Origin of the sequence: Mycobacterium sp. ACS4054, from assembly GCF_001667275.1 — a bacterium.
Taxonomy (GTDB): Bacteria; Actinomycetota; Actinomycetes; order Mycobacteriales; family Mycobacteriaceae; genus Mycobacterium.
The window spans coordinates 17,271-33,583 of the sequence record NZ_LZHV01000062.1; the positions used below are offsets into that span (position 1 = coordinate 17,271).

Annotated in this window: 16 protein-coding genes and 1 pseudogene; 4 read left to right on the forward strand and 13 right to left on the reverse strand. The window is 69.7% G+C overall.

Annotation, left to right across the window (positions count from 1 at the left end; all coding sequences use genetic code 11):
* Nucleotides 1–16: 16 nt before the first annotated feature.
* The 4 genes from A5730_RS20635 to glyA form a co-directional block, all read right to left on the reverse strand.
* Complete coding sequence (locus A5730_RS20635; RefSeq protein ID WP_067904594.1) at nt 17–892, reverse strand: polysaccharide deacetylase family protein; 876 nt, start codon at nt 890–892, stop codon at nt 17–19.
* 131 nt (nt 893–1,023) lie between these two features.
* Nucleotides 1,024–2,325 carry a PhoH family protein gene (locus A5730_RS20640; RefSeq protein WP_055404939.1) on the reverse strand — a complete coding sequence of 434 codons (1,302 nt, stop codon included), beginning with the start codon at nt 2,323–2,325 and terminating at the stop codon, nt 1,024–1,026.
* Nucleotides 2,326–2,540: 215 nt separating this feature from the next.
* Nucleotides 2,541–3,368, reverse strand: a complete 828-nt coding sequence (locus tag A5730_RS20645) for an acyl-ACP desaturase (protein WP_067904598.1) — start codon at nt 3,366–3,368, stop codon at nt 2,541–2,543.
* Nucleotides 3,369–3,450: 82 nt separating this feature from the next.
* Nucleotides 3,451–4,731: a serine hydroxymethyltransferase gene (gene glyA / locus A5730_RS20650; protein ID WP_067904601.1), complete on the reverse strand. Its 1,281-nt coding sequence runs from the start codon at nt 4,729–4,731 to the stop codon at nt 3,451–3,453.
* A gap of 114 nt (nt 4,732–4,845) precedes the next feature.
* On the opposite strand from glyA, the gene coaA reads away from it, so the two are divergent.
* Complete coding sequence (gene coaA / locus A5730_RS20655) at nt 4,846–5,784, forward strand: type I pantothenate kinase (RefSeq protein ID WP_067819285.1); 939 nt, start codon at nt 4,846–4,848, stop codon at nt 5,782–5,784.
* Nucleotides 5,785–5,787: 3 nt separating this feature from the next.
* On the opposite strand, the gene A5730_RS20660 is transcribed toward coaA, so the two are convergent.
* From A5730_RS20660 to A5730_RS20670, 3 genes are all read right to left on the reverse strand, one after another.
* Nucleotides 5,788–6,213 (reverse strand): hypothetical protein, encoded by a 426-nt coding sequence (locus A5730_RS20660; protein WP_055404943.1) that lies wholly within the window; start codon nt 6,211–6,213, stop codon nt 5,788–5,790.
* A 195-nt stretch (nt 6,214–6,408) separates the two neighbouring features.
* Complete coding sequence (locus A5730_RS20665; protein WP_067904604.1) at nt 6,409–7,788, reverse strand: hypothetical protein; 1,380 nt, start codon at nt 7,786–7,788, stop codon at nt 6,409–6,411.
* Between the two features lie 19 nt (nt 7,789–7,807).
* Nucleotides 7,808–8,596, reverse strand: a complete 789-nt coding sequence (locus A5730_RS20670) for a (2Z,6E)-farnesyl diphosphate synthase (protein WP_055404945.1) — start codon at nt 8,594–8,596, stop codon at nt 7,808–7,810.
* Between the two features lie 156 nt (nt 8,597–8,752).
* Between A5730_RS20670 and A5730_RS20675 the strand changes: the two genes are divergently transcribed.
* Nucleotides 8,753–9,532, forward strand: coding sequence for a hemolysin III family protein (locus A5730_RS20675; protein ID WP_067904607.1), 780 nt, complete (start codon nt 8,753–8,755; stop codon nt 9,530–9,532).
* Here the strand turns inward: A5730_RS20675 and A5730_RS20680 are convergent.
* From A5730_RS20680 to mca, 4 genes are read right to left on the reverse strand one after another with little or no spacing between them, the layout of a single operon-like run.
* Nucleotides 9,519–9,890 carry a nuclear transport factor 2 family protein gene (locus A5730_RS20680; RefSeq protein ID WP_067904610.1) on the reverse strand — a complete coding sequence of 124 codons (372 nt, stop codon included), beginning with the start codon at nt 9,888–9,890 and terminating at the stop codon, nt 9,519–9,521. The genes A5730_RS20675 and A5730_RS20680 overlap by 14 nt on opposite strands.
* Nucleotides 9,891–9,901: 11 nt before the next feature.
* The gene (locus tag A5730_RS20685; RefSeq protein ID WP_067904613.1) at nt 9,902–11,914 is read right to left on the reverse strand and encodes a thioredoxin domain-containing protein; all 2,013 of its coding nucleotides are present in this window, start codon (nt 11,912–11,914) and stop codon (nt 9,902–9,904) included.
* Nucleotides 11,901–12,209 carry a hypothetical protein gene (locus A5730_RS20690; RefSeq protein ID WP_067904615.1) on the reverse strand — a complete coding sequence of 103 codons (309 nt, stop codon included), beginning with the start codon at nt 12,207–12,209 and terminating at the stop codon, nt 11,901–11,903. Before A5730_RS20690 ends, A5730_RS20685 begins: the two co-directional genes overlap by 14 nt.
* Nucleotides 12,206–13,078: a mycothiol conjugate amidase Mca gene (gene mca, locus A5730_RS20695; protein ID WP_067904617.1), complete on the reverse strand. Its 873-nt coding sequence runs from the start codon at nt 13,076–13,078 to the stop codon at nt 12,206–12,208. The genes A5730_RS20690 and mca overlap by 4 nt, the downstream gene beginning before the upstream one ends.
* 114 nt (nt 13,079–13,192) lie before the next feature.
* Here mca and A5730_RS20700 point away from each other — a divergent pair, with 114 nt between their 5' ends.
* Both A5730_RS20700 and greA read left to right on the forward strand, forming a co-directional pair.
* Nucleotides 13,193–13,627 carry a DUF4307 domain-containing protein gene (locus A5730_RS20700; RefSeq protein WP_067904631.1) on the forward strand — a complete coding sequence of 145 codons (435 nt, stop codon included), beginning with the start codon at nt 13,193–13,195 and terminating at the stop codon, nt 13,625–13,627.
* A 212-nt stretch (nt 13,628–13,839) separates the two neighbouring features.
* On the forward strand, nt 13,840–14,334 hold the full coding sequence (gene greA / locus A5730_RS20705) for a transcription elongation factor GreA (protein WP_065442111.1): 495 nt from the start codon (nt 13,840–13,842) through the stop codon (nt 14,332–14,334).
* Nucleotides 14,335–14,466: 132 nt separating this feature from the next.
* On the opposite strand, the gene A5730_RS20710 is transcribed toward greA, so the two are convergent.
* Both A5730_RS20710 and A5730_RS20715 read right to left on the reverse strand, forming a co-directional pair.
* Nucleotides 14,467–15,627, reverse strand: a complete 1,161-nt coding sequence (locus A5730_RS20710) for a cystathionine gamma-synthase (protein WP_067904619.1) — start codon at nt 15,625–15,627, stop codon at nt 14,467–14,469.
* Between the two features lie 47 nt (nt 15,628–15,674).
* Nucleotides 15,675–16,307: pseudogene (locus A5730_RS20715) on the reverse strand (RDD family protein); the annotation flags it as partial.
* Nucleotides 16,308–16,313 lie beyond the last annotated feature (6 nt).

The window sequence follows — 16,313 nt, forward strand, 5'->3', positions numbered from 1 at the left end:
GTCCGCAAAACCTGTGTTAGGCACCGTCGTTCGGCCCGCCCGAGTTCTGGCCCGGGATGTCGGTGATCGGGAAGTTGGGCATCGGCTTGGGAGAGGGGGTGTTGGGCAGCGTCGGGATGTCGCCGGGCGGGATGTCGTGCAATTGATTTGCGGGCGGCCCATTTTCGCGGCCGCCGTAGCTGCTGCCGGGCGCGCGCGGCCCCAGCAGCTCGCTGACCGTCACCATCCGGTAGCCGTTGGCCTTGAGCACCGGGAGGAACTGGTAGACCAGATCGACGGTGCTCGAGTAGGTGTCATGGAACAGCACCACCGAACCGGGCTTGATATAGGTCATCAACATGTACCGGGTGGCCGCCGTGTTCGAGTCGTTAGCCCAGTCGAAAGGGATGACGTCCCACAGTATTTCGGCCAGCCCGAACCTGGCCGCGGTCTGCCGGACCGCATCGGTGGACAGTCCGCCCGCGGGGCGGTACAGCGTCGGCGTCCGCCCGGTGGCCGCGTTGATCGCGTCGTTGGCCTTGGCGAACTCCGGCGCGATGTCCTCCGGTGGGATCGTCGCCATGTTCGGGTGTTCCCAGGTGTGGCTGCCGATCTCCATCCCGGCATCGGCGATCCGCTTGGCGCCCGCCGGGTTGGCGGCGACCTTGTTGCCGATCAGGAAGAAGGTGGCCTTCGCGTCGTTGTCCTTCAGGACTTGCAGCAGGCGCTCGTCGAACGGACCGGGGCCGTCGTCGAAGGTCAGCGCCACGCACTTGACCACCGAACAGCTGAGGTTGTCGGCGCGCGTCACGTGACCGGTCAGGCCGCCGATCACCAGCACCCCGGCGGCCGCGACGACGCCGATGACCGTGCGCCAATAGCGCCAGGCCTGGCTGTCGGGTCTCTTCGGCACCGTCGAAGTTTACCTTCGCGGCGTGCGCTCACGGCTTCGCGAGTGCCCTCAGGGCGGGTTCGGCGGGACTTTCGCGCCCTGGCCGCACGCGCAAAGCCGTGGATACCCCGCCGATCCACGCCTGGGCGCACTCACTGCGGCCCGGCGATCTCCTCGAGCATCTCGGTGACCAGCGCGGCGATCGGCGACCGTTCGCTGCGCAGCAGGGTGATGTGGGCGAACAGCGGGTGGCCCTTGAGCTTCTCGATCACCGCGGCCACCCCGTCGTGCCGGCCGACGCGCAGGTTGTCGCGCTGGGCGATGTCGTGCGTCAGCACCACCCGCGACCCGGCGCCCAGCCGCGACAACACCGTCAGCAGGACGTTGCGTTCCAGGGATTGGGCCTCGTCGACGATGACGAAGGAGTCGTGCAGCGACCGGCCCCGGATGTGGGTCAGCGGCAGCACCTCCAGCATGCCGCGGGAGAGCACCTCCTCGAGCACGGCCGGGCTGGCCAGGCCCTCGAGCGTGTCGAAGACCGCCTGCGCCCAGGGCCCCATCTTCTCGCTCTCGCTGCCGGGCAGGTAGCCCAGCTCCTGGCCGCCGACGGCGTAGAGCGGGCGGAAGACCACCACCTTGCGCTGGGTCCGCCGCTCGAGCACGGCCTCCAGGCCTGCGCACAAGGCCAGGGCCGACTTGCCGGTGCCGGCCTTGCCGCCCAGCGACACGATGCCCACCGACTCGTCGAGCAGCAGGTCGAGCGCGACCCGCTGCTCGGCGGACCGGCCCCGCAGGCCGAAGGCCTCGCGGTCGCCGCGAACCAGCTGGACGCGCTTGTCCGCATTGACCCGGCCCAACGCGTGCGAGCTGCCGCCGAGCAGCCGAATGCCGGTGTGGCAGGGCAGGTCTCGCGCTTCGGCCAGGTCGATCTCGCCCTCGGCGAACAGCGCGTCGATGTCCTCGGTGGCGGTCTCGATCTCGCGCATCCCCGACCACCCGGAAGCCACCACGTCCTGCGCGTGGTACTCGTCGGCGGCCAGGCCGACCGCGGCGGCCTTGACGCGAAGCGGAATGTCCTTGCTGACCAACGTGACTCGCTTGCCTTCGGCGGCGAGGTTGGCGGCGCAACTCAGGATCCGGCAGTCGTTGTTGTCGCTGCGGAAACCGGCGGGCAGCACCGCAGGGTCGGTGTGGTTGAGCTCTACGTGCAGCGTACCGCCTTGCGCGCCAACGGGAATGGGCTGATCGAGCCGTCCGTGCACCAGCCGGAGATCGTCGAACAGCCGCAACGCCTGGCGCGCGAACCACCCCAGCTCGTGGTGATGCCGTTTGGCCTCCAGTTCGCTGATCACTACCAGCGGTACCACCACCTCGTGCTCGGCGAACCGGCTGCAGGCCCAGGGGTCGGACAGCAGCACGGAAGTGTCGATCACGTAGGTCCGGATTTCGGTCACGTAGCGCTCCTCGAGCGGGATGAGCCCGCGCGGACCCGCACAGGCATGTCGGCGGGAACTGCGACACCAGGACCGGGGCCGGTCCTTCCGTTGTGGTGACGGGAGGTGCCGCCCTGGCAGCAGAGCATGACGCTGACCATCGAGATCGACGCTACTCTCGTCGCCGCTTTGCAGCAGCGCAGGCGCGCCGACGCATGGTCGCGCGCGGCATTCGGTTAGCCGATGACGAACTGCCTGAGGGCGGGCTCGTCGGCCACACCCCACGCGGTGATGCGATCCGAGATCGCCTGCCGCAGCTGCTGTTGATCGAAGATGCCCGCGTCGGCGACGTTGCGCAGCTTGTCCCGATACGCGTCGATGTCGGCGCCGGGCACCTGCAGCTCGGCCGCGCGGGCCGCGATCGCCGCGATCGTCTCGTCGCGGGTGTACGACAGGCAGTGCTCGACGAGGTTGGAGAAGAACAGCTCGTGCCGCCGCTCGTCGCGCGCGATCCGGTCGATGAGCCCGGCCAGGATGGGCTCCTCGAGCTTGGCGGCCAGGTTCTCGCAGAAGACGGCGTGCGTGCGTTCGGTGAACGCCATGTACACCAGGGTCTCCACCTGCGAGTAGGTGTCGGCGCGGTAGCCCTTCATGACGTATTGGACCCGGGCCTCCTCGTTGGCGGTCGGGTCGACCTCGCGGGTCACCACCAGGTACTCGCGCAGCGCGATGGCGTGCAGGTGCTCCTCCGCGGTCCACCGGCCCAGCCAGCGGCCCCACCAGTCCTCGAGGATGAAGTGCTCGACGAGCTCGCGATGGTGGCCGGCCAGGTTGTCCTTGAGCAGCAACAGGATCTCGCAGGCGTCCGTGTACTCCCGGGGCAGCGTCGCGTCGGACGGATCCCAGTCACGTCCGCCGAGGAACGCGAAGTTCTCGCCCCGGTCGAACGGCACGTAGTCGTGAGCGAACCAGAGTTCCTCGGTGTTGAGGTGGCGGTCCATGTTGGCCTCGCACACCGGCTCGAGTTCCAGGGTCAGCGCGTTAGCGACAGGTTTCTGTGCCATGCGGTTACTGTAACTCGCGTACACAGGTGTGTGAAATTGCCCGCGCCGTGTCGCGCCAACTGGTGACTTTGGTCCTCCGCGGTCAGCGGTCGACCAACGTCCACTCTTCGAGACCGTCGTACAGCGGGAAGTCGCGGGCCAGCCGCGTCACCCGCTGGCGCAGCGCGGACAGATCAGCCGACGTGCCCGCCGCCAGGGCGGTGGCGATGACGTCGGCGACCTCGGTGAACTCCGCGTCCCCGAAGCCGCGGGTGGCCAGCGCCGGCGTCCCCACCCGCAGGCCCGACGTCACCATCGGCGGCCGCGGGTCGTTGGGAACCGCGTTGCGGTTGACGGTGATGCCGATCTCGTGGAGCAGGTCCTCGGCGGCCTGGCCGTCCAGCGGGGAATCGCGCAGGTCCACCAGCACCAGGTGGACGTCGGTGCCGCCGCTGACCACCGACACCCCGGCCTTGGTCACGTCGGGGGCGGTCAGCCGGTCGGCGATGATCCGTGCGCCGGACAGGGTGCGCTGCTGGCGGTCGGCGAATTCGGGGGTGCCGGCGATCTTCAGCGCGACCGCCTTGCCCGCGATGACGTGCATCAGCGGACCGCCCTGCTGGCCGGGGAACACCGCGGAGTTGATGGACTTGGCGTACTCCTGCTTGCCCAGGATCAGGCCGGACCGCGGGCCGCCGAGCGTCTTGTGCACGGTCGTGGACACCACGTCGGCGTGCGGCACCGGGGTGGGATGCAGTCCCGCGGCGACCAGGCCGGCGAAGTGCGCCATGTCCACCCACAGCTTGGCGTCGACCTCCTCGGCGATCGAGGCGAACGCCGCGAAGTCCAGGATGCGCGGATAGGCCGACCACCCGGCGATGATGACCTTCGGGCGGAACTCGAGGGCCTTGGCCCGGACCACGTCCATGTCCACCAGGTGCGTCGTGGGATCCACACCGTAGAAGCCGGTTTCGTAGAGCTTGCCGGAGAAGTTCAGCTTCATCCCGTGCGTCAGGTGGCCGCCGTTGGCGAGGTCCAGACCCAGCAGCCGTTCCCCCGGCGTCATCAGCGCGTGCAGCACGGCGGCGTTGGCCTGGGCGCCCGAATGCGGCTGCACGTTGGCGAAGTCGGCGCCGAAGAGCGCCTTCGCCCGGTCGCGGGCGATGTTCTCCACGACGTCGACGTACTCGCAACCGCCGTAGTAGCGCCGGCCGGGCAGGCCCTCGGCGTACTTGTTGGTCAGCACGCTGCCCTGGGCCTGCAGCACCGAGCGCGGCACGAAGTTCTCCGAGGCGATCATCTCCAGCGTGTCGCGCTGGCGGCCCAGCTCTTTGCCGAGCAGTTCGGCGATGTCGGGGTCGACCTCCGCGAGCGGGGCGGACATCACGGAGGTGGACGGGCGGGCGTCGGGTGCAGCAGTCACGGGCGCCAGTCTATCCAGCCAGGGTTTAGCCAGCCCAGCCGTCGGGGGCACGTCCGCCCCTGCAACACTTGCACTATGCCGCGGCTTAGCGAGCCGAGCCCCTACGTGGAGTTCGACCGAAAGCAATGGCGCGCGCTTCGCATGTCGACGCCGCTGGCCCTCACCGAGGAAGAACTCGTTGGCCTGCGCGGACTCGGCGAGCAGATCGACCTGCTCGAAGTCGAAGAGGTCTATCTGCCGCTGGCCCGGCTCATCCACCTTCAGGTCGCCGCGCGTCAGCGGTTGTTTGCCGCCACCGCCGAGTTCCTGGGCGAGCCGCAACAAAACCCGGATCGGCCGGTGCCCTTCGTGATCGGCGTGGCCGGCAGCGTAGCGGTGGGCAAGTCGACCACCGCCCGTGTGCTGCAGGCCCTACTGGCCCGCTGGGATCACCACCCACGGGTGGACCTGGTGACCACCGACGGATTCCTGTACCCGAACGCCGAACTCGATCGGCGAAACCTGATGCACCGCAAGGGTTTTCCGGAGAGCTACAACCGCAGGGCGCTGATGCGGTTCGTCACCTTGGTGAAATCCGGTTCCGACTACGCGTGCGCGCCGGTCTACTCGCATCTGAAATACGACATCATCCCCGGGGCCAAGCACGTCGTCCGGCATCCGGACATCTTGATCCTCGAGGGTCTCAACGTGCTGCAGACCGGTCCGACCCTGATGGTGTCGGACCTCTTCGACTTCTCGCTGTACGTGGACGCGCGCATCGAGGACATCGAGCAGTGGTACGTGTCGCGATTCCTGTCGCTGCGCGGCACGGCCTTCGCCGACCCGGAATCACACTTCCACCACTACTCGGCCCTGGGCGACACCAAGGCGGTCGCGGCCGCGCGCGAGATCTGGCGGTCGATCAACCGGCCCAACCTGGTCGAGAACATCCTGCCGACCCGGCCGCGGGCCACCCTGGTGCTGCGCAAGGACGCCGACCACTCCATCAACCGGCTCCGGTTGCGCAAGCTCTAGCGGTCACGCCGTCTCGAGGCGGCGCACCCCCAGGTATTGCAGGCCGGCGAACGCCGCGGTGTACACGCCGACGGCCAGCGTGGCGGCGACCCCGGTGGCGGACAGCGGCAGCACGCCCGCGGCCACGACCGCCGCCAGTGTGAACACGATGTTGGCCACGATGACCCCGATGCCGACGCGGCGCAGGTTCGGCGCCGCCGCGACGAGGAACACGGCCAAGCCGCTGAGCACGAAGAGGGCGCCGAGGCTGTACTCCTGCAGCGACGTCAGGCCCGTCAGCGACGAAAGCGGGTCGGCGAGAAAGGCGATGGCCAAACCGCACAGCCCCGTCAGCGTCGCGTCGGCGCGCATGGCGAAACGCAGCAGCGAGTCGGTGGCGTCGTACAGGGGGCGGGTTGCCAGACCGGGTGCGCCAGATGCATACATCATGTGATTACTCCTCGCGATGGCGAATTGGGTCGAAGTTCAGCGTGCCGCCGGCGCACTGCCATATCGACTCGTGGCACTGCCAACTACTGCCACGGATACAACGACCAGCGAGTTCGACCGGCTATTCCCATTTGCGGGCCCGAATCGCAATTGTTATTCGACAGACGCCAGCCTGGCGCTCACCCGCCCCAGCAGTCACAGGGGCTGGTCGGTGCTCACCGCGACCCGGCCACGCAGGTCCGCGGCGATCAGCCGGGCGGCGGCGTTCTGCCAGTTGTGCAGCGAGCGCTGCGGGACCTCGGTGACCAACCACTGCCAGGCCTGGCGCGCGATCGGATCAAGCCCGGCGGCGGTGGCGTTCTGCGCGTACGCGCGCACGCCGACGACGTAGGGGAAGTACAGCGAGTTGTAGTGCCGCCACTGCTCGGTGGTGCCGAAATCGCCGGCGTCGCGCGGCTTGAGCCGCCCGACCGCCTCGGCCAGCACCGCCTTGAGCTCGTTGGCCCGCTCCAGCGGAGGGCGGCGCTGGCCGCGGGCGGCGAGCCGCTCGTCGATAACGGGCAGCGCGGTCAACGGGCTGGCGACCAGCTTGCTCAGGTCGCCGTAGTGGCCCAGGGCGCGCCGGGTGAGCCGGGCGAACGCGGCGTCGTCGACGTGGTCGAGCGGGTGCACCGACCGCAACGGCAGCGCCGCGCCGGTGTTCCGCAGCGCCGCCCGATCCTCGCGCAGCGCAGGCGATTTCGAGAACGCCAGCCGGTCGAGCAGGCCGGCCAGCGGATCGGCGAGCACCTGCACGCTGATCGCGACCGCCAGGCTGGTGAACAACAGCACGGTCAGCGCGGTTTGGGCGGCCGTGTCGGCGCGGGTGAGCGCCAGGCCGATCAGCGCCTGGCCGCCGAACAGCACCGCCACCGCCACCGAGCCGGCGAACGAGCGCAGCATGTCGGCGCGCAACGCCTGGCCCTCGTCGAAGGCGTCCCACAGGGCGACGGCCAGCCCGAGCGACAGGACGTCGAGGCTCGTCGACGCCAGCGCGACCCAGCTGGGCACCAGGCCCAGCGGGATGATCAGGATGGCGTTTCCCAGCGCGAAGAACAGGGTCGCGACCACGGCGAGCCCGACGGCCGACCGGGGCCGGCGCGGCTGCCGCAGCGCGACCGCCATCGCGCCGAAGGTGGACAACGAGATCACCGCGAACATCACCCAATGGCCCGCCCGCAACGGCCCCTCCACGCTGCCGGCCAGCGCCGCCCCGAACAGGGTCAGCGCGGCGACCCCGGCCACCAGCAGCAACTCGCGGGTGCGCGCCCGCGCGCCGTCGCTGGGGCGGGCCAGCTCGACCAACACCGCGAACCACGCCACGCCGGGGATGGCCACCAGATAGATCTCGACGCGGCTGAGCGCGTGGGCGTACGCGGGGCTGGCGTTCCGCACCGCGTCCAACCCGACCACAAGCGCGAAGCCGCACAACCCGATCGCGGCCAACACGAGCACCGGCTTACGCGGATCGCGAGCCAGCAGGTACAACCCGAGCCACCCGCTGAGCGTGAACACCACCGCCGACAGCGCAGCCATAGCCCTAGTTTGGCACGGCCTACTTGCCGTACCTGCGGTGCCGCTGGCTGTAGTCGCGCAGCGCGCGCAGAAAGTCGACCCGGCGGAACGCGGGCCAGTGCGCCTCGGTGAACCACATCTCCGAATACGCGCTCTGCCACAGCAGAAACCCCGACAGGCGCTGCTCGCCCGACGTGCGGATCACCAGATCGGGATCGGGTTGTCCAGAGGTGTAAAGGTTTTCGGAGATGCCATCCACGCTTACCGCGTCGATCAGCTCCTCGGCCGACGCCCCGTTGGCGAGCTCCTTGCTCAGCAGCGCCCGCACCGCGTCGACGATCTCGCGCCGCCCGCCATAGCCCACCGCGACGTTGACGTGAAACGGCGCCGTGACGGGCGTCGACTCCACCGCGTCGCGCAGCCGCCGGGCCGGCTCCTCGCCGAGCAGCTCCAGGTCGCCGACGGTGCGCACGCTCCAGCGGTTGGCCGGCGCGCAGATCTCCTCGACGACGTCGGTGATGATCTCGATCAGACCCGCCAGCTCGTCGGGATCGCGTTGCAGGTTCTCGGTGGACAGTAGGTAGACGGTGGTCATTTCGATGCCGGCTTCCTGGCACCAGCGCAGCATCTCGGCGATCTTCGCGGCGCCCATCCGGTAGCCGTAGCTGACGTCGGCGTAGCCGGCGTCGCGGGCCCACCGCCGGTTGCCGTCGCACAGGACCGCGATGTGGCGGGGCAGGTCCGATTTGGAGGAGGCAAGGCCCTGCCGCAGCCGCAGCTCGTAGACGCGATACAGCGGCTCTTTGAGACGCGGCGGGATAATTTCCACGGAGACTCAGCCTACTGTGAGCTACACCAAATTCCCCCCTGCCAATCGCCGGATCTCACCGCGATGCGGACCCCACTGCGCGGCGGTTGGCCATTACTGTGGCGGGTAACCAGCCACTGGCAGTTTCCCGACCTGCCCGACGAGGCCCCAGGAGATATGAGCAGCCAGACAAGCACACCCACCAGCCCGGAGCGCGAGTCCGAGCCCATCACGCCGGGCAATACGGTCGAACAGCTTGTCGAAAGCGCGGCCGACGCCCTGACCAAGCCCCGCATGCGCGGCTGGATCCACTTCTACTCGGCGTGGTTGGCCGTGATCACGGGCGCGACGCTGGTCTCGGTGTCGTGGGCGGTTTCTTCGCCGCGCGCCGGGCACTCGACGCTGGTCTACGCCGCCTCCACGTTCGCGATGTTCGCCGTCAGCGCCACCTATCACCGGGTGCACTGGAAATCCGACGTGACACGGGCCCGGATGAAGCGGCTCGACCATTCGATGATCTTCGTGTTCATCGCCGGCAGCTACACGCCGTTCGCCCGCCTGGCCATGCCGCAGCAGACGGGGATGCTCGTCGAGTGCATCGTCTGGGGCGGCGCGGCGGCGGGCATCCTGCTCAAGGTGTGCTGGCCGACGTCGCCGCGCTGGCTGGGTGTGCCCCTGTACATCCTGCTCGGGTGGGTGGCCGTGTGGTTCTGCCCCACGATCCTGCACGAAGCGGGGGTGGCCGCGATGGTGCTGCTGGCCACCGGCGGCGTGTTCTACAGCGTCGGCGGCATCTTCTACGCGCTGCGCTGGCCCGACCCGTGGCCCAGCACGTTCGGCTACCACGAGATCTTCCATGCCTTCACCGCCGTCGCGGCGATCCTGCACTACATCGCCATGTGGTTCGCGGTCTTCTACACGGGGACCGGCGCCTGGCTGGCGGCTACTGCTGGGTGACGTCGGCGGCCGACCAGTACGCCTTCATGTGGGCGATCTTGCCGTCCTCGCCGAACGCCATCACGTCGATGGGCTCGATCACCATCCGGTGCTCCCCCGCGACGATCGTGAGGCGGAAATGGAAGGCGGCCTCGTTGCCGGAGACGCGCAGCGTCACCAGTTCGCACTCGCGCTGCAGGTCGTTGACCCCGGAATAGAAGCCGTGGATGGCCTTGCGGCCGATGTGCACCTCGCCCCCGACCGGGTCCTCGACGGTGGCGTCATCGGCATACAGCTCGACGATTTCGTCGGCGGCGCCCTTGGCCACCAGTTCGATGTAGCGGTTGACCGTGTCGGTGATGTGCTCGGCGCTCGGCATGAGACGTCACGCTACCGTGGCGCGGCCAGCGCCCGCGCGAGGTCTTCGGCCGCGGTGACCGGCAGGTCGCACACCCGGCCGCGGCAGACGTAGGCGGCGTCCGCGCCGGACACCCGGTCGCGGCCGGCCAGCAGCGCCGACGAGTCCTTCTCGCCGCCCACCACGATCGACCCGCCGGGCGCCAACCGGCGCGCGTGCGCCAGCAGCGCCGACCGCGCCGGATCGCCGGCGACGGCGATCTGCAGCGGCCCGCGAACCGCGGCTTCCGCCACCGCCAGCCAGTGCCCCGCCGAGCGCGGCGCGCGCTCCAGCAGCACCGAATGCGCGTCCAACGCGTCGGCCGCCGCCCGCAAATACCGGTCCGCGCGCTCACCGTCGACGAGATGCGCCGCGGTCAGCAGCGCCTCGGTGATCGACGACGCACCCGACGGGGTCGCCCCGTCCAATGGGTCGGCGGGGCGCAGCATCAACCGCTCGGCGTCGTCAGCGGTGTCGAACCAGCGGCCGGGCTGCTGCGGATCGGCGAAGCGCTGCAGCGCGGTGTCGAGCAGGCCGGTCGCCGCGCTGAGCCAGGCCGCGTCGGCGGTCAGCTGGTAGAGGGCGAGCAGGCCGGTGGCCAGCATCGCGTGGTCCTCGAGGATCGCGGCGCTGTCGCCGACCACCCCGCCGAGGCTGGCGCGCCGCAGCCGCCCGTCGACGACGTGCAAACCCAGCAGGGCGGCCGCGCAGGCTTGCGCGGCGTCGGCCAGCCCGGGATCGTCCAAGGCCACGCTGGCCTCGGCCAGCGCGGTGATGGCGAGGCCGTTCCACGACGTGACGACCTTTTCGTCGCGTCCGGGCTGGGGTCGGGTGAGCCGGGCGGCCAGTAGCGCGGTGCGGACGCGCTCCAGCCGCTGCGCATCGTCGGGATCGGCGGGGGCCTGCAGCACCGAGGTGCCATGCTCGAAGCTGCCGGTCGAGGAGACCGCGAAAACCGTTGCCGCCCAGGGTCCGTCGTCGGGACCGAGCGCTTGCGTCAGCTGTTCCGGCGTCCAGACGTAGGTCGACCCCTCCCGGCCGTCGGCGTCGGCGTCCAGCGACGAGGTGAACATGGCGCCGTCGGCGAGATCCTCGAGCAGAAAGCGCGCGGTCTGGGCGGCGACCCGGCGCGCCAGCGGATCCCCGGTCCGCCGGGCCCAGTGCGCGTAGGCGCGCAGCAGCAACGCGTTGTCGTACAGCATCTTCTCGAAATGCGGTACCACCCAAGCGTTGTCGACGCTGTAGCGGGCGAAGCCACCGGCCAGCTGGTCGTAGATGCCGCCGCGGGCCATCGCGGTGCCGGTGTGCGCGACCGCCCGCAGCGCGTCCGGTGACCCGGTGCGCTCGTGGTTGCGCAGCAACGCCTCGAGAAGCGCCGACGGCGGAAACTTGGGCGCGCCGCCGAAGCCGCCGTGCACCGCGTCCTGGTCGGCCAGCACCGACGCGACGGCGTGGTCGCACAGCTCCGGCGCGACGTCCGGCCCACCGGAGGGCAGCCCGCCCGCCATTGCGCGAAGCTCGCCGGCGATGTGATCCGAGGCCTCCTCCACCTCCGCTCGGCGCTGCTCCCAGGTGGCGGACACCGCCGAAAGAAGCTGAAGGAAGCCATCTTTCGGGTAATAGGTGCCGCAGAAGAAGGGCCTGCCGTCCGGCGTCAGGAAACACGTCATCGGCCAGCCGCCGTGCCCGGTCAACGCGACGGTGGCGTTCATGTAGACGGCGTCGAGGTCCGGGCGTTCCTCCCGGTCCACCTTGATGCAGACGAATCCGGCGTTCATGGCCGCGGCCACCTCGTCGTCGGAGAACGACTCGTGGGCCATGACGTGACACCAGTGGCAGGCCGCGTAGCCGATGGAGAGCAGGATCGGCACGTCGCGCTCGGCCGCGGCCGCCAGCGCCTGCGGGGTCCACTGCTGCCAGTGCACCGGGTTGTCGGCGTGCTGACGCAGATACGGGCTGGTGGCCAGCCCGAGGGTGTTCGTCGCGGCAGGGTCAGCCGGGCTCATCGCCGGGTCCCGGTGCCCGCTGCGATCCGCCCGCCGGGCCCGGGGGCTGCCCGCCGGCCTCGTCGACCGCGTCGGTGCCCTCGTCGACGGCCTGGTCGGGCTCGGGGTGCTTGGGGTCGAACGACTCGGGCACCTTCTTCAGTTGCTTGTTCATCGAGCGCAACAGCAACAGGGTGGCGATCAACAGCACCACGACGATCAACAGCCCGATCGGGCTGGCCTTGCCGAAGTCCGGCCCGGTGTGTTGCGGCGCGCCGTCGGCCAGCGCACCCGCCAACAGGATCAGGTGGTTCACCCGGCGCTCTCGATTCCGGCGAACAGGTCGTCCTCGGGCAGCTTGACCGGGACCCGCGAGCGCGCCAGCTCGAATTCCTCCGTCGGCCACAGCCGCTGCTGCCATTCGATGGGCGCGGCGAAAAAGTCGTGCTCGGGGTCGATCTGGGTGGTGTGCGCCCGCAGCGCGTCGTCGCGCTGGCTGAAATACGCCGAGCACTCCACCCGGGTGGTCACCCGCGACTCGAACGGGTCGTGCGCGGCGTCCCAGTGCTCGAGCCACTTGGCGAACGGGGGTTCGTGACCGTGTTTGACGGCCTCGTCGTGCAGCAACTGCATGCGGGCCCGCAGGAACCCGTGGATGTAGTAGAGCTTGGACACCGTCCAGGGCTCGCCCGCGTCCGGAAACCGCCGATAGTCTCCGGCCGCCTCGAAGGCGCCGACCGAAACCTGGTGGCAGCGAATGTGGTCCGGGTGCGGGTAGCCGCCGTTCTCGTCGTAGGTGGTGATCACGTGCGGGCGGAATTCCCGGACCACCCGCACCAGCGCCTCGACCGATTCTTCCAGCGGCACCAGCGCGAAGCACCCCTCGGGCAGCGGGGGCGGCGGATCCCCTTTGGGCAGGCCGGAGTCGACGAAGCCGAGCCAGGTGTGCTCGACGCCCAGGATCTCGGCGGCCTTGGCCATCTCGTCGCGGCGGATCTCGGCGATGTGCCCGTGCACCTCGGGCAGGTCCATCGCCGGGTTGAGGATGTCGCCGCGCTCCCCGCCCGTCAGCGTCACCACCAGCACCCGGTGACCCTCGTCGGCGTAGCGGGCCAGGGTGGCCGCGCCCTTGCTGGACTCGTCGTCGGGGTGGGCGTGCACCGCCATCAACCGCAGTTCGCTCACGTGCCCCCTTGTCGGTCCACTGGTCGCCGGTTACGAACCTATAATTCCAGTTCTTCAGATCGTTGCATGCTGCCGGCCGGTGCCGGGCAGCCGACCATTCAGGCATACCCAGACATGACCGAAACTTCGCCCTCGCGTCCGGAGGCCCGATACGGGCGCTCGCGGGTGCCCCGGCGTTGGGTGATCGTCGGCCTGGGCGTGCTGGTGGTCGCGGCCGGCCTGGTGATCGCGATCGTCGGCTACCACCGGCTGGGCACCAGTCCCGTGACGGGCACGCTGGCCAGCTATCGGGTGATCGACGACCAAACGGCCTCAGTAACGATCAGCGTGACGCGATCAGATCCGTCGCGGCCGGTGGACTGCATCGTGCGGGTGCGGGCCAAGGACGGGGGCGAGTCGGGCAGGCGGGAGGTGCTGGTTCCGCCGTCCGACGCGGCGACGGTGCAGCTGACCACCACGGTGAAGTCCAGCAAACCGCCGGTGATGGCGGACATCTACGGGTGCGGCACCGACGTGCCGGCTTATCTGCGGCCGGGCGCCGGCCCGTAACAACAGCCGAACTGCGAATTTGGGGTTATCAATTGTTTGCGCGGTGGTAACATGGGTGAATGCACGGTTCCTGATGGGACCGTGTATTGCTGCATTAAGGCCGTGAGCACAACGGATCGGCAGCACTCGGGGAGAGAACCCGGATACCTCCGGCGGCGGGGTCAACAGGCTTACGCGAATACGCGGAACGAGAACATGAGGAGCACGACGAGATGACGGACACTTCGGTGACGTGGCTGACCCAGGAGTCACATGACCGGCTGAAGGCGGAGCTCGATCAGTTGATCGCGAATCGTCCGGTCATCGCCGCGGAGATCAACGACCGCCGGGAAGAAGGGGACCTGCGCGAGAACGGCGGCTACCACGCCGCCCGCGAGGAGCAGGGCCAGCAGGAGGCCCGCATCCGCCAGCTGCAGGACCTGCTCAACAACGCCAAGGTCGGCGAGGCGCCCAAGCAGTCCGGCGTCGCCCTGCCGGGTTCGGTGGTGAAGGTCTACTACAACGGCGACAAGTCGGACAGCGAGACGTTCCTGATCGCCACCCGCCAGGAGGGCGTCAACGACGGCAAGCTCGAGGTGTACTCGCCCAACTCCCCGCTGGGCGGCGCCCTGATCGACGCCAAGGTGGGCGAGACCCGCAGCTACGTCGTGCCGAACGGCAACACCGTCGAGGTCACGCTGGTCAGCGCGGAGCCCTACCACTCCTGATCCACCGCGAGCAGCCTCAGGGCGGCTCGATTGCGCGCATAGCACCGACACCGAGCGTGAAGCCACGGCGAAAATCTGCGCGAAATCCCGCCGCAGCTTCACGCTCGGCGCGGTGGCGGGCTCGTGGCCGTACTAAGCGAGCGCCTGCTCGAGGTCGGCCAGCAGGTCGGCGACGTCTTCGATGCCGACCGACAGCCGCACCAGGTCGTCGGGCACCTCCAACTGGGAGCCCGCCGTCGAGGCGTGCGTCATCGCGCTGGGGTGCTCGATCAGCGACTCCACGCCGCCCAGCGATTCGGCCAGGATGAACACCTCGGTGCGGGCGCACAGTTCCCGGGCGGCCTCCGGGCCGCCCCGCATCCGCACCGACACCATGCCGCCGAACCCGCGCATCTGCCGGGCGGCGCCGTCGTGCCCGGGGTGACCGGGCAGGCCGGGATACAGCACGGCGCTCACCGCGGGATGCCCGGCGAGGAAATCGGCCACCGCCGAAGCGTTTTCGCTGTGCCGCTGCATCCGCAGCACCAGCGTCTTGAGGCCGCGCATGGTCAGGTAGGCGTCGAACGGTCCGGGCACCGCGCCGGCGCCGTTCTGCAGGAACGCGAAAGCCTCGTCCAGCTCCGGGTCGTCGGTGATCAACGCGCCGCCCACCACGTCGGAGTGGCCCCCGATGTACTTGGTGGTCGAATGCAGCACCACGTCCGCGCCCAGCGTCAACGGCTGCTGCAACGCGGGCGAGGCAAAGGTGTTGTCCACCAAGACCTTTGACGACGACTGCGCGCCGACTTCGGCCAGCGCCGCGATGTCGGCGATGGACAGCAGCGGGTTGGTCGGGGTTTCCACCCAGATCAGCCGCGTCTGCGGCGTGAGCGCCGCGCGGACCGCGTCCACGTCGGACAGCGCCACCGGGGTGTACCGGACGTTCCACTTCGTGAACACCTTGTCGATCAGCCGGAAGGTGCCGCCGTAGGCGTCGTTGGGGATGATCACGTGGTCGCCGGGCCGCAACATCGCCCGCAGCGCGCAGTCGGTGGCGGCCATGCCGGAACCGAACGCCCGACCGTAGCGGCCCTCCTCGACCGCGGCCAGCGAGGCCTCCAGCGCGGCGCGCGTCGGATTACCGGTGCGCGCGTACTCGAACCCGCCGCGCAGCGCACCCACACCGTCCTGGGCGAACGTGCTACTGGCGTAGATCGGGGCGTTGACCGCCCCGGTCGCCGGGTCCGGCCGGTAGCCGGCGTGAATCGCTTTGGTGGCGAGTCCGGTGAAGTGTCCGGTGCGGTCGGCGCTCATCGACGATCAGCCTAGCGACGGCCGACGGTCCGACCGCGCCCGCACGACTAGCTCGCGTGCTCCTCGGTCCCGTCGAGGGGCAGGCAGACCGTCGTCATGATCTTGTCGGCCAGTGTCTGCCGCTTCGAATCCCACAGCGGGAAAAGGAAACCGATGAAGCAGATGATCGCGTCGACGAAGTGGGCCAGCGACCGCACGACGGACATCCCGAACCCGATGGGCCGGCCGGTGACCTCGCTGACCACCTTGAACTTCATCACCGACTTGCCGACGCTCGAGCCGGTGGTGCCCTGGCGGTAGCCGTAGTTCCAGATGAGATAGGCCAGCCCCACCAGCGACGCCAACCACTGCACGGCCAAGCCGATGGTCGAGTTCTGCGTGGCGCAGTACTGGTTGACGGCGTACTGCGTGACATCGGTGACGCACGACGTCTGCTGGGTGGCGACCAGGATCCCGGTCCCGATGCCGTGCACGACGGCGTACGGGAGGATGTCGATGATGAACGCCACCAGCCGGGTGAGCCACGGCGTGTAGGACTCCGTCGGCAACGTGCGGATCGCCGGTCCCGGAGGAGGCGGGGGGGGGGGGGGGGGGGGGGGGGGCGGGCGCGGGGGGGCGGGGCGGGGGGGGGGGGGGGGGGGGGGGGGGGGGGGGGGGGGGGGGGGGGGGGGGGGGGGGGGGGGTCA

What these genes read in the sequence shown, in the direction of transcription:
- A5730_RS20710 (WP_067904619.1), bottom strand. Translation starts at nt 15,627, where the DNA reads ATGAGCGCCGACCGCACCGGACACTTCACCGGACTCGCCACCAAAGCG.
- glyA (WP_067904601.1), bottom strand. Translation starts at nt 4,731, where the DNA reads ATGTCCGCCCCGCTCGCGGAGGTCGACCCCGACATCGCCGAACTGCTC.
- A5730_RS20675 (WP_067904607.1), top strand. Translation starts at nt 8,753, where the DNA reads ATGAGCAGCCAGACAAGCACACCCACCAGCCCGGAGCGCGAGTCCGAG.
- A5730_RS20660 (WP_055404943.1), bottom strand. Translation starts at nt 6,213, where the DNA reads ATGATGTATGCATCTGGCGCACCCGGTCTGGCAACCCGCCCCCTGTAC.
- coaA (WP_067819285.1), top strand. Translation starts at nt 4,846, where the DNA reads ATGCCGCGGCTTAGCGAGCCGAGCCCCTACGTGGAGTTCGACCGAAAG.
- greA (WP_065442111.1), top strand. Translation starts at nt 13,840, where the DNA reads ATGACGGACACTTCGGTGACGTGGCTGACCCAGGAGTCACATGACCGG.
- A5730_RS20680 (WP_067904610.1), bottom strand. Translation starts at nt 9,890, where the DNA reads ATGCCGAGCGCCGAGCACATCACCGACACGGTCAACCGCTACATCGAA.
- A5730_RS20645 (WP_067904598.1), bottom strand. Translation starts at nt 3,368, where the DNA reads ATGGCACAGAAACCTGTCGCTAACGCGCTGACCCTGGAACTCGAGCCG.
- A5730_RS20685 (WP_067904613.1), bottom strand. Translation starts at nt 11,914, where the DNA reads ATGAGCCCGGCTGACCCTGCCGCGACGAACACCCTCGGGCTGGCCACC.
- A5730_RS20665 (WP_067904604.1), bottom strand. Translation starts at nt 7,788, where the DNA reads ATGGCTGCGCTGTCGGCGGTGGTGTTCACGCTCAGCGGGTGGCTCGGG.
- A5730_RS20700 (WP_067904631.1), top strand. Translation starts at nt 13,193, where the DNA reads ATGACCGAAACTTCGCCCTCGCGTCCGGAGGCCCGATACGGGCGCTCG.